At 61.5% G+C, this 12324-nt stretch carries 10 protein-coding genes; 3 read left to right on the top strand and 7 right to left on the bottom strand.

The window, feature by feature from the left end:
• Nucleotides 1–97: 97 nt before the first annotated feature.
• On the bottom strand, nt 98–1438 hold the full coding sequence (locus tag NLY33_RS05950; RefSeq protein ID WP_023672139.1) for an adenylate/guanylate cyclase domain-containing protein: 1341 nt from the start codon (nt 1436–1438) through the stop codon (nt 98–100).
• Between the two features lie 303 nt (nt 1439–1741).
• Nucleotides 1742–2920, bottom strand: coding sequence for a DUF3095 domain-containing protein (locus tag NLY33_RS05945; RefSeq protein ID WP_031196755.1), 1179 nt, complete (start codon nt 2918–2920; stop codon nt 1742–1744).
• 74 nt (nt 2921–2994) lie between these two features.
• Here NLY33_RS05945 and NLY33_RS05940 point away from each other — a divergent pair, with 74 nt between their 5' ends.
• Both NLY33_RS05940 and NLY33_RS05935 read left to right on the top strand, forming a co-directional pair.
• The gene (locus NLY33_RS05940) at nt 2995–4083 is read left to right on the top strand and encodes a glycosyltransferase family 4 protein (protein ID WP_023685074.1); all 1089 of its coding nucleotides are present in this window, start codon (nt 2995–2997) and stop codon (nt 4081–4083) included.
• Entirely contained in the window at nt 4080–4838 is a 759-nt protein-coding gene (locus tag NLY33_RS05935) for a polysaccharide deacetylase family protein (protein ID WP_023706795.1), read from the top strand. Before NLY33_RS05940 ends, NLY33_RS05935 begins: the two co-directional genes overlap by 4 nt.
• Before the next feature lies 1 nt (nt 4839).
• Here the strand turns inward: NLY33_RS05935 and NLY33_RS05930 are convergent, their stop codons facing one another.
• From NLY33_RS05930 to NLY33_RS05920, 3 genes are all read right to left on the bottom strand, one after another.
• Entirely contained in the window at nt 4840–5691 is an 852-nt protein-coding gene (locus NLY33_RS05930; protein WP_023706794.1) for an MBL fold metallo-hydrolase, read from the bottom strand.
• A 111-nt stretch (nt 5692–5802) separates the two neighbouring features.
• A complete protein-coding gene (locus NLY33_RS05925) occupies nt 5803–6270 on the bottom strand; it encodes a cyclic nucleotide-binding domain-containing protein (protein ID WP_023672144.1) in 468 nt (155 codons plus the stop codon).
• Nucleotides 6271–6304: 34 nt separating this feature from the next.
• Entirely contained in the window at nt 6305–9019 is a 2715-nt protein-coding gene (locus tag NLY33_RS05920) for an ABC transporter transmembrane domain-containing protein (protein ID WP_023706793.1), read from the bottom strand.
• A 266-nt stretch (nt 9020–9285) separates the two neighbouring features.
• Here NLY33_RS05920 and NLY33_RS05915 point away from each other — a divergent pair, with 266 nt between their 5' ends.
• On the top strand, nt 9286–9957 hold the full coding sequence (locus NLY33_RS05915) for a class I SAM-dependent methyltransferase (protein WP_081727413.1): 672 nt from the start codon (nt 9286–9288) through the stop codon (nt 9955–9957).
• On the opposite strand, the gene NLY33_RS05910 is transcribed toward NLY33_RS05915, so the two are convergent.
• Together NLY33_RS05910 and NLY33_RS05905 are read right to left on the bottom strand one after the other, a co-directional pair.
• Nucleotides 9935–11083: a glycosyltransferase family protein gene (locus NLY33_RS05910; RefSeq protein WP_023706791.1), complete on the bottom strand. Its 1149-nt coding sequence runs from the start codon at nt 11081–11083 to the stop codon at nt 9935–9937. The two genes, NLY33_RS05915 and NLY33_RS05910, sit on opposite strands and share 23 nt — an antisense overlap.
• Nucleotides 11080–12324, bottom strand: a complete 1245-nt coding sequence (locus tag NLY33_RS05905) for a glycosyltransferase (protein ID WP_023706790.1) — start codon at nt 12322–12324, stop codon at nt 11080–11082. The genes NLY33_RS05910 and NLY33_RS05905 overlap by 4 nt, the downstream gene beginning before the upstream one ends.

The following is a 12324-nucleotide window of genomic DNA, read 5'->3' as shown; positions in this document are numbered from 1 at the left end:
GCGCATTGTCAGCGCAGAGCAACTTGGATTCGAAACGAATTCCCCGGCGACCGGCGGCCGGACAGCATACCAGGGCGTCCAGATCGGATGGTGGTGACTACTGGAGCTTCCTCCGGTCGCCCGCCGACAGCCGCGCGGCATCGCGATGAAGCAGCATGACCTGCTCGGCGTCCGATATCCGATCGTGAAACGGCTGCAGCGCAGCGTCTTCATCGAGTGCGAGAGCACCCGACAGATCGGGTGAAAGCACCGTCAGCTTCTGCTTGCTGCCCGCCAGTTCCTCCTCGCCGAGCGTCAGCCAACTGTTGGCCCCGCAATAGCCGGCGAAGTCCTTGCTGGCGAGAACGCTGTGCGGATATTTCTTGGTCAGGGTCTGGAGACGCTGGACCTCGTTTACAGCCGAGCCGAAGACCGAGAATGTGAGTCGGTCAGTAAGCCCGACATTGCCGAACATCACATTGCCGACATGCAGGCCGATACCAAATTTTATGTCGCCCAGTCCTTGCTCTTTTCTGCGCAGATTGAGCTCCATCATGCGCATGCTGGCCTTGTGCGCAGCCGCAAGAGCAGCCTGGCAGGCGATCTCTGACTGCGCGCGGTGCCTTTCGCAGGGGTAGACGGCAATGAATCCATCCCCCAGGAAACTCATGATCTGCCCGCCTTTGCGATTGAATGGTGCTGCGATGGCATCGAAAAACTGGTTCAGCGTATCGATATAGACTTCGCGGCCGGAGGTTTCGGCGAGCCTTGTCGACCCGCGCATATCGCCCATCACCAGCGCGGCCCGGATTGTGTCGCCCTCGCCGCGCTTGATCTGGCCGTCCAGCACGCGCCTGCCGGCGTCACCTCCGAGATACGTGGTCATCATGTTGTCGGCGAGCTTGGTGAGCACCGCCATCTTGCTTGCTATGGCGAGATGGTTCTGGATCCGCAGCAGCGCCGAAATCATGCTGTCGCTGAAGCCTGAAGCACTGTCGGTGGACCAGGACCCCAACATGCCCTGACTTGTATCGCCATTGAAGGGATGGACGAAAGCCATGTAATCGGTGACGCCCATAAGCCTGAGCTCATCGAAAACAGGAAACTCCGACCGCACCGACGGGTCGAGCCGGCGCCGCAGATGGTCGAGCTTGTTGCTGAGCAGATGGTAGTATGGGCTGGTTAGGAATCTGTCGGAATGGACGCCGTTCTCACTCCGGAAGCCTTCCACTTCCAGGCCTTGGCCGCGAATCCAGGTGAAACCGAGCGCGTCATAAAGCGGATGCAACATCGAAAAGCTCAAATGCACCCGCTTCAGCGGCAGGCCGGCAGCAGCCAGCCGTTCACAAAAACCCTTGACCAATGTTTCCAGGTCGTCGCCCGCCAGCGCCGATTGGGTCAGCCAATCGGCAACCTTATCCATGAGAATGTTGGAAATTTCTGCTTGCGCTGTGCTCATGCTATCTCGAAACCCGTCGAAGACGAGCCATCTCCTTTGATCCGCAAAATTCTCGAAGTCAATGAAGCCGGCTTCGGGGGCAGAAGCCGGCGAAGAATATCCCGAATGACTGTCCTTGCAGGAAGCAAGCAGACGTCGACCGCACAAATCACCTGCAACACTATGTGGCGAGGCTGCCGGCGAAGTGCAATCCCGATCCTGACATCGCGCAAATAATTGGTCGGCTCAGGCACCGTCGGGCTCGCCGGGTCCCAAGAACCATGGCCGCGGCGCATTGCGGAAAATCGATTCCCCAAGCCGTCATCAGACCGGCGCCTTCGCCTTCAGGCTTGCGGCAGCCATTGCATAGCCGCCGGCGGCGCCATCGATGAAGTGAACATGATCGCGCTGCAGCGGCGAGATGACGAGGCATGTCATCAAGGCCGACTTCTGGCGGTGCAGGCCATAGTTGCAGATGCCGGCCTCTTCCGCTTGTTTCAGCCGGTTCTCGATCCGCTGCAACACATCCGCGTCGACGTCGATGGTCATCTTCAAGCCGTCGTCGAACTTGCGGAAATCCGAATTGCTGGCCACCTCGCGCTTGTAGACCTTCGGGTCGAAACCGCCGATCGTCCAGCCCAATTTGTCGGTGACGGCCGTAAGCGTCATCAGGAAGATCACCCACAGCTTGGCCAGCCACCGCCGCCCCGGCGGCGCCGTGGCCCGTGCCTCGACATCGAGACCGGCGGGCAAGAGACTATAGGCCGGACCGTCCACCGGCACCGGGTGGCCATCGCGCTCCTGCCTGCCGGCAAGGGCGATGATGTCGGAAGCCAGAAACTGGAAACCACGCAAGTCGCGCGATGCCCCGGGCACGGCTATGATCGAGACAATTTCGCCATGCCGGGCTTCGATCGGGTTCCAGCGGCAGGAGAGGCCGGTCAGATCCGGCCGCGCGCCGGCCGGGGCGGGGTCGACGCGGTAGCGCCCGGCTTTCATTTCGGCTTCCGCCCAACTGCCGCCGCCGCCGGCGAACATGGCATAGAAGGCTGCTTCGGAGGCCTGGAACCTCGCCACGCGAACGTCGAGGCCTTGCGCTCTTATGTCCTTTATCGGCACGATTGCGGCACGCAAGGTCAGGTCCAGTTCGTCCGCCACCCATCTCTGGACAGAAGCCAGCGCGTTACGGGCGATCTCCAGCGCCGAGCCGGGAAACGCCACGAGCGCGCCGTCGCCGCCGAAGACGAAGGGAAGATCTTGCCGGCCCAGTGCATTGAGCAGCGCCGAAATGACGCTGGCGCCGGCCATATTGACGGTTTTGTAGCGCCCGGCTTCGATCGCCTTGGTCGAGCCGACGATGTCGGCGGTGGCCAGCGCCCAGCCATCGGGGAGAGGCCGATAGTTGTCGATATCGGCAACGCTTTCGAACTTTGCGAAGACCGGCAAAGAAGCGACGAACGGGTCGGACGCGACAGCTGTTTCCATAAGCATCAGATAGCACATTCCAGCGCTTGAAGGTGAAGTCGATCATGCCTCGAAATTGACTTGGGCAGGCTTTGCGATGATAGGATCGCGCGATGCGAATTGCCTTCTACGCCCCGCTGAAGTCGCCCAATCATCCCGTTGTCTCCGGCGACCGCCAGATGGCACGGATGCTGGTCCAGGCGCTGCAGCATGGCGGGCATAGCGTCGAACTGGCATCGGAGTTGCGCTTCTATCTACGCCAGCCGGAACCGAAAAGTTTCGATGCGCTCATGATCGAGGCCCGGGACGAAGCCGCGCGACTGACAAGGCTTTGGGACCGTGACGGCAAGCCCGATCTCTGGTTCTCCTATCATCCCTACTACAAGGCGCCCGACCTGATCGGGCCCGAGCTGGCGTTGGCCTTTGCCGTCCCCTATGTGACGGCCGAAGCCTCCTATTCCGAACGGCGCAACGCCGGTTCGTGGGCCGATAGCCAAGCATTGGTCGCGCGAGCCATCGAACAGGCGGCGCTGAACATCTGCTTCACGCAAAGGGATCGCCAGGGGCTGGCGGATGCTGTCCCCCACGCCGCTCTCGGTATGCTTTCACCCTTCATCGACACATCGGCATTCCACGAAATGCCGGTACTGGATTATCCGACGCGCCTCGTGACCGTCGCCATGATGCGCCCGGGCGACAAGGTCTTGAGCTATCGCATGCTGGCGCAGGCGCTCGGGTTGATCGGCCATCTCCCCTGGACGCTATCGGTCGTCGGGGACGGACCTGCCCGTGACGAGGTAAAGGCGCAATTCGCCGGCTTGCCCGCCGACCGTATCGAATGGCTTGGCGCCATCGAGCCTGCCGCCGTGCCGGATGTCCTTTATCGCGGGGGAATCTACGTCTGGCCGGGTTACGGCGAGGCCTATGGCATTGCCTATCTTGAAGCACAGGCCGCCGGCCTTCCGGTGGTGGCTCAGGACATTGCCGGCGTGCCGGAGGTCGTGCGGCATGGCCAGACCGGGTTTCTCACCCCGCCGGGCGATGTGGGGGCGTTCGCTTCGGCCATCGCAAGGCTTCTGGCCAATAATGACGAAAGAACCATCATGGCTGCAGAGGCCAGACGTTTCGTTCTCGAAGAACGCTCTCTCGGTGCTGCAAAGGCCCGTCTGGCGGAACTTCTCAAGATGATCCCGTTGTCATGACGTCCGACCCGATTTGGCAGCCTCTGGTGGACGAGCTGGCGCATCGGCAACGGTGGGGCCGCAAGGCAGAGTTCTGGCTGCGCGACGACGACGCCGTGGATCCGACGCCGGCGCTCGATCGGTTGCTCGACCTCACCGGTGACTTCGCGGTTCCGGTCACTCTGGCCGTCATTCCGGCCCAGACCGACGGGAAGCTTGTCGTCCGGCTTGACGCCGCGCCGCATGCCACGGTCGCCATTCATGGCTGGGCGCACCGAAATCATGCGCCCGAGGGTCAAAAAAAGCAGGAGCTCGGCGCGCATCGGCCACGCGAGGTGGTGCTGGATGAGCTGGCCGGCGGGCTGTCGCGTGTAACCGGCCTGCACGGCGCACGTGCGGTTCCGATGCTGGTGCCGCCCTGGAACCGGATCGACGCCGGCCTGGTACCCGACCTCGGATCGATAGGATTTGCGGCATTGTCGGTGTTCGGGCCGCCAAGGCCGGCTTCCTTGGCGGTCATCAACAGCAATGTCGACATCATGGATTGGCATGGCACGCGCGGCTGCCGCGATCATGGTCTGTTGGTTCAGGCCATCGTCGCGCAATTGCAGCGTGCATTCGACGGCGGCGAACCGGTCGGCCTGCTCACCCACCATCTCGTCCATGATGAATCGGCCTGGCTTTTCCTCGAACGGCTGTTCACGATCACCGCGCGGGCAGAAGCCTGCGCATGGCTTCCGATCAGCACACTGACAGAACGCAGCGCCGGAAAATAGCTCAGCGCTTTTTGTGCAAGACTGGAAATGTGAGCGTCTGGCCATCCCGCGCCGCAAAAGCGCCGGCAAATCTGTCCTTGGCCAGTTTCTCCATCTCGTCCAGCTCATCGTCTGTGCGTGCCGGATCGTGGTGAAACAGCGCAAGCCCGCGCGCGCCGGCCGCCTCGCAGAGCTTGACGCCCTGTTGCCATGTCGAGTGCCCGTTGCCGCGGTAGCGCTCCATTTCCTCCTCGGTGTAGGTGCAATCGTAAATGACGAGGTCGGCATTCTCGATCAGACCGAGCACCGCCGGATCGAGTTTGCCCGGCTCGTGCTCGGTGTCTGTGATGACCGCCACGACGCGGCCCCCCCATTCGACCCGGTAGCCGATGCAGCCGCCCGGATGGGTAAGACTACCGGTTCGTACAACAACTCCTTCGCGTGGCCGAAGCAGGTCTCCGGATGCGAAATCGCGGCAGTCGAGGCTCGCCTTGCAGACACCGAGTGTCACCGGAAACCATGGCGGCCGAATGAATTCATCGACCATCTGCCGCGTCGTCATGCGTCCAGCCAGATGCCCGGACCAAAGCGTAACTTTGATGCCTCGTTCATAAATAGGCTTGAAAGCCGGCAGCCCGATGATGTGATCGTAATGGCAATGGGTGAAAAACAGGTCGAAATCGGTGACGCCCGCCGCCCGAAGCGTCCTGCCGGCAGGCCGCAAGCCGGAGCCCGCGTCGAACAGAAGCGTATGCTTGCCGCATTGCATCTCGATGCAGATCGTGTTGCCGCCATAGCGAGCAAATTCTGGCCCCGACACCGCAATGCTGCCGCGCACGCCCCAAAACCTGACAAGGAAGAAATCGTCGTCCATGCACCCTTTCGCCCATCGTAGCCAACCAACTGCTGCCAGAGTCGTTCCAGGAAAGGTGTGACACGGTTCCGGAAACTGCATCAAAACAAAGAAACAGAGCGGCTCGCCGCTTCAGTGCAACTGTGAATCGCTCTCGGCCGTTCGTGCGTCGATCAGGTCCGCGGTCGTACTGCTTAGCCTATCGGCAAGAACCCGCAATATCTCGATGGTCATTTCGGGAAACTCCTTCATAAGCCTCAGGAAATGGTCCTTGCGGATTCTCAAGGCCTCCAGCTCACTTGCCGCTTTGACGGTGGCAGTACGGGAGCTGTTGCACAATATGGCAATCTCGCCAACGATCGAATTTGGCAGCAATTCGGCAACTTTGATCGGCCCATTGTCGGAATCGACCAGAATATCCGCGCTGCCCGAAAGGATGACATAGGCGGCGTCTGCCTCGTCGCCCTGCCGGAAAAGAATCTGGCCGGCACTGTAGTTCACGCGATCGGACGTGAACGCGAGCAGCTTGAGCTTTGTCGGCTCGATGCCAGAGAACAAGGGAACGCGTTGCAGCATTCCAACTTCATCCTTGAGCAGCATTGTCGCAAACCTTCCTGAATTCGCGTTTGCCAGACTATGACACAAGTTCCTTGAAGATACCGTTTCCCGCCAAGAGTGTCTCGTGTGTTCCGTCTTCCACCAATTGGCCTGAGTCAAAGACCACAACCCGATCGAACATCGCCGCCATTGCCGGATTCGTCACCACCCACACAATTGCCGGCGAATGGCCGTCGCGTCTGGCTTCGTCGAGCACATTCCGCAACACTTTGTCCTGCACGCGCTGGTCGAGCGCCGACAGCGGCCGATTGAGAATGAGGAAATCGGGACGCTTGAGCAAGGCGCGGGCAACATCGAGCTTCTGTCGCTGTCCGCCGGTCAGCCGCCTGCCGGCGGCGCCGACGTTGAAGTCCAGGCCGACATCCAGAAGCTCGGCATAAAGTCCCAGTTCGTCAAGAATATCATAGACGATGGAGCGAATACGGTCCGGCGCGTCGGGATGGTTGTTGCCGACACGCCCGAACAGGACGTTGTCCATGACGGTGGCCGCGGCGATGTATTTGGCAGGATCAAACCGTTCGACAGCTTTCTCCAGCTCGGCCGGCAGGTTTTCATAGAACTGGTTGCGTGCAGCGATGATCTTGCTCATCAGCTCGTCGGTCAACAGGCCGAAGCGATGCCGGGGCTCGATATAGGCAAAGCTTAAGGTGACCATCATGGCGCGGTCGTTCTCCGAAACCGCATCGTAGGGGCGATTCTTGAGCCGTTGCAGCAAGGTTTCGTAGGCGGGTATCTCCTCGGCGCTCATGAAGGCGAGCTGCTGGAAGAACTGGTGTTCGGGCGGCAGGTCGGCAAACAGCTCGATCGCCTGTTCGGCGATCTCCATGCCCATTTCGTAGAGCGTGCGGTCGAGGCCGGCTTGCTTCAGCACGGAAGCAAAATAGGGATTGGACGCCAGTGCCTTGTGAGCCAGTTCGGGGCCGGCCGCGGCGCCGAAGAGCAGGTTCTGGCCGATCGTCGCTTCCTTGTTGTAGGCGCCCGGTTCAAAAGGAACCACCAGCGCGCTCAGGCCTTCTTCCTCCAACCGGGTTCGCAGCGCCGCACGCAATTCGACGATCCGCTCGGCAAGCTTCGTGTGGCGCTTGAGGTCGGCCGAAGAGCGCAAGCCAAGATCCAGAATGTCGCGCGACAGAAGAACCGCGTCGAGCACCCGGCGCACGGCTTCGAAGAGGTCGTGCGGGCCGGTGGCGCCGGCGGAGGCATAGTTGATCCAGTCGCTGCGGATATCGAGATCCGGATTGCCCGACCGGCGCGCCTCGTCGATATTCCAACGGTGCTGGTCCGCCGCTGCGCCGTCATATGTCACCGATGTCAGCGGCGCATGCTTCAAACCGTAGAGCAAATTGTCGCGCAGGCTTGCCTGGAACAGGAAAACATCCGACGAAGCGTAGGACATGCGCCGGCCGGTCACGGCTTCGGGGAGATCAAGCAAGTCATCGGAGCCCGAAACGATCCTTCCGCTGTCCGGCCAGGTCAGCCGCGCAAAGGCTTCCGCAAGCGCCTCCGCTCCCCCTGTTGCGGTGCTGACCAGAGCCACCGTCTCACCCGGCTTGACCTCGAGCGAGATGCGATTGAGGAGCATTGCGCCGCCATCGTCTGCTATCGACAGGCTGACCGCCGACAGCGGCTTGGTCATCGGATCGGGATCGTCGACCGTCAGTGCTCCGATTTCCGGCGCGATGATATTCTCGACGGTGAACTGTTCGACGACCTGCTGATATTTGACCTGGACATCCTGCCGGTCCTGATCCCAGTCGATCAGTTCCTTCATCGGTCCGGGCAAGTCCTTGTAAGCGCCGATCACGGCCACGAGCTGGCCGACATCCAACCTCCCCTGGATGACCAGATAGCCACCGATCATGTAAAACAGAAAGGGCGTGAGCTGCGCGAGAAAATTGTTGAGGAACTTTACCATGAATTTCCATTGGTAAAGATCGAAGCGGATTTTGAAGATGAGCCCGAGCCGGGCTGCTATGTCGGCGCGCTCGTAGTTCGACGTATCGTGGACGTGAACCGCGCCGATGCCGTCGACGATTTCGCCAACCCGGCCTGAAAGCGCGCGCGCCGTCAACTGCCGCTGGCGCCCGAGCACGAGCAGCCGCCGCCGCATTCGCGGGATAAGCACGATCTGGATCGCCACGATCACGACCGCTATCATTCCGAGCCAGACGTTCTGGACCATGATGAACAGCATGGCCGTCAGCGCCTGGCCGCCGAGCAGCACCGGCTGCAGGAAGGCATCGCCAATGAAGCCGCCCAGCGGCTCCACCTCGTCCTTCACCATGGTCGCCACTTCGGCGGATTTCACCCGCTTGAAGTAAACCGGCGGAAACCGCAGCACACGATCGACCAGATCGAAACGAATACGCCGCAGCATGCGTTCGCCGAGCCGGCCCTTGTAAGTGTTGATGTAGAGCTTGAACAAGCCGTTGATGACGACCAGCAAGAGGAACACAAGGCTGAGCGCAAGCAGGGTCGAGGTGCGGTCCAGTTGAAAACCGGAGAAGAACTGGACCTCGCCGATGAACGGCAGGTTATAGTGCAACCGCATGAATGGCAGGGTCGCGCCCGGTTGCTCGAACCCCTTGCCCTGGATCGGGCCGTTGACGATCAGCTTCGGCAGGTCGAACGACATGAAATACGGGACCATCGAAAGCACGACGATCATCAATATCCAGAGCTGCTGCTTCCTGGTGTGCGTCCAGATATAGCGGGCTAGGCTGGTTTCCATATGCGATTGTCAGTTTGAAGGATGCGGAATGTAAAGGCACCTGCTGGCAAATGGTGTATCGGCCATGTCTTCGCCGCCAACGACGAGCTCAAAGCGGCAGCTGCGCGCCAGGCGGATGGGCGCCGATGGTCCGGACAAATGCAATCGGCCTCCTCCGGTCAATGGCGAAACGGGTTGCGGCACAGTCGCGTCCGCAAGTCGAACAGGCTTGCAAGAGGCAAGATTGCGTTGTGTCGCCCGAAATCCCAACATAGAAGACGAATATGATGGATGTCACGCAACCACGCAATGCCGGCATGGGTGGGCATGAGCAAGCCCTGGACCTCACGCGGGGAATTGCCGCCTATGTCGACCACCCTCTCGTGGCCGGGCTGGCGCGCGTCATCGCCAAGCATCCGCAGGCCGATATCGCCAATGCCTTCAACCACAAGCAGGTCGCCTGCAAGATGTGGGCGCTCGACAGGCTGTTCGAAAGCTGCGGCGGCCGGTTCGAGCGCATATGGGTTCTGGGTGGATGGTACGGCGTATTGCCGGCGATGCTTTTCAATGACGCCCGCTTCGACATCGGGGCGATCGACAGCATCGACATCGATCCCGAAGTCGGCGCGGTCGCCCGGACACTCAACCGGCAAGCCGGCGAGCGGTTTCAAGCGCTGACGGCAGATATGTACGCACTCGACTATGGCGCCGGCCGACCCGACCTGGTGGTCAATACGAGCTGCGAACACATAGCCGATCTCAGCGCCTGGCTTGCCCTGCTTCCGCGGGGTACGAACGTGCTGCTGCAGTCGAACGACTATTTCAGCGAGCCGACGCACATCAACTGCGTGGCGTCACTTGCAGCCTTCGAAGCAATGGCGGCGCTGCGGCAGATCAGGTTCTCCGGCGAATTGCCGACAAAAAATTATACACGCTTCATGCTGATTGGAACTGTTTGAAGCGCTCGCGCAGGATTTGCGCCGAGCGCCGCGCCCCTTCCAGATCGAGACGATGCGAGGCTGGCGGCGGTCCCGCAAGCGCCTGCTCGATCGCATGCGCCAGACCTTCAGGCGTCAGGTCCTGTTCCGTCAGCACCGTTGCAAGACCGAGCTCTTCGAGCATCAGAGCGCGACGCGTCTGCTCGGTTTCCCCGCCGGCTGCAAATGGAACGAGCAGCGAGCGACACCCCGCGCGCATGACATCGCAGACCGTGTTGTAACCCGCCTGCGAGACCGACAGGCGGGCGCCGGTCAGCAGGCTGGCGAAATCCTCGCGGAACCGGAAGATGGACAGGCGTGGGGAGGCATCGCGTGAAATCGCGTCAAACTCGTCCTTCGGCAGGTTTGGGCCGGTGATCAAACACCATGTCCAGGCGTTGTCGGCATTTCGCGCCGCCGCGACGGTGGATCTGACAAGGCTCTTTCCGGCCGCCCCGCCGCCAACCGACACCAGAACGTCGAAGCGCTCTGAGGCCGCTTGCGCCGGCGGCGCAGCAACGAGCCCGGTGTAGGCGACCTCGGCCCTGATCGCCCCAGCCAGCGGAAATGTCTTGTCGATGGTTGCGAAAGCCGGATCGCCATGGACCATGACAAGATCGAAATGCCTGTTGACGAGATCGACCGTTTCTTCGTTTCGGCTCGGCTTCACGCGCTCCTGAAGGATGTCGCGGACGGACGCCGCCAGCAGCGGTCTGGGCGATGTCGCTTCGATGGCCTCGATCAGTGGCAAGAGTTCGAAACGCATCTGCCGGCGTCCAAAGGGAAACGCCTCGATAATGACGATGTCGGGCCTGTAATCCCGGAAAGCCTGCAGCAGCATCTCTGAGCGCCGCCTCTTGAAATCATCGTCGATGGCTTTGCCCTGCAGGTCGACAAGTCCGGAAAATCCTTCGTCACCGGAGGTGACAGGCGGCAGGGTCACGGATTTTACACCCGATCCCGGAAATCCCGCGATCGGCGCTCCGCCGGTCACGACGGTGACGTCGAACCCGTCATCGACCAGAGCCGCCGCAATGCGGCTGGCGCGCGCGAGATGGCCGATGCCGAGCAGGTGCTGAACATAGAAGAAAGCGCGCAGCCGCTTCATTCGGCGGCCCGCCACTCCCGCTCGAACAGTTCCTTGAGCTGTCCAATGCCTGCCACATGGTCGAAATTGCTTCGCACGCGCCGCTCCGCGGCGTCGCCGAGGCGGGCGCGCAGGACGGGATCGCGGATCAGGCGCTCCAGCGCCTGTGCCAGGGCAGTCGGGTTTTCCGAGGGAATCAGCAGCCCGGTTTCATCCGACGATAAAAGCTCCGGCACGCCGGAAATATCGGTCGACACGCAGGCAAGCCGCTGGCTGGCCGCCTCCACCAGAACATTCGGCAGGCCGTCCCGGTCGCCGTCCGCGGTGATCCTGCAGGCCAAAGCGAAGATGTCGGCGCTGCGGTAGTGCTCAAGCACCTCCTCCTGCGCCAGCGCGCCTTTCCAGGAGACGCGCCCCTCCAGCCCGAGCCTTTGCGCCAGCGCCTTCAGCCGGTTCAGTTCCTCGCCGCCACCGATATGCTCGAAACACCACGCCAGATCGCCAGGCAAGAGGGCAAGAGCCTCCAGCAACGTATCATAGCCTTTCTTTTCAACGGCGCGTCCGACACTCAAGATCATGACCGGTTCGGCCGGCGCCGAGCCGTCACGCTGTTTTCGCGCCTCGCCGAAACTGCCGAAGCGGTCAAGGTCGAGCCCATGATAGCTCAGATGCACGGACGAACTGCCGTTGGCGAGTTTTTTCAGATGGTCGAAGCCGGTTTTCGTGCACGTGACCGTCCAGCGCGCCGAGGAAAGCTTGCCGGCCAGATCCCAGTCCGCCGACGTCCAGATGTCCTTGGCATGGGCTGAGCAGCTCCAGGGCAAGCCACGAAGCTGGCTGGCATAGCGCGTCACCGATGCCGGCGTGTGCGCGAAATGGGCATGCAGCCATCCGGCATCTTGCGGCCATTCGGCCGCCAGCACCAGCGCTTGCCCGAAGCGGCGCGCGCGATTGCGCGTAAAGTCGCGGCGGATATCGGCAGCGAGCGATTTGAGCGCGCGCCAGAAGCCAGGCCGCGGCAGACAGGCAAACAGCGATCGAACCACGCGCAGCGGCTCTCTGTGCAGATATTCCGGCAGATAATGGACGGGGGCCTTGATCTCGTCATGCACGGGATGACGTTTTGCGTCGGTCGGCCGCCTGAGCGCGAAAAGTATCAGGTCCAACCCCGCACGCTCCAGACCGAGCAGCTCCTGCGCGATGAAGGTTTCCGACAGCCGCGGGTAGCCCTTCAGAACCACGACGATCTTGCGGTGTTGCAA

This window comes from Mesorhizobium sp. C432A (assembly GCF_030323145.1).
In the GTDB taxonomy this organism is placed as follows: Bacteria; Pseudomonadota; Alphaproteobacteria; order Rhizobiales; family Rhizobiaceae; genus Mesorhizobium.
The sequence above is the reverse complement of the archived record's forward strand: the minus strand, read 5'-3'. Positions and strand labels throughout refer to the sequence as shown.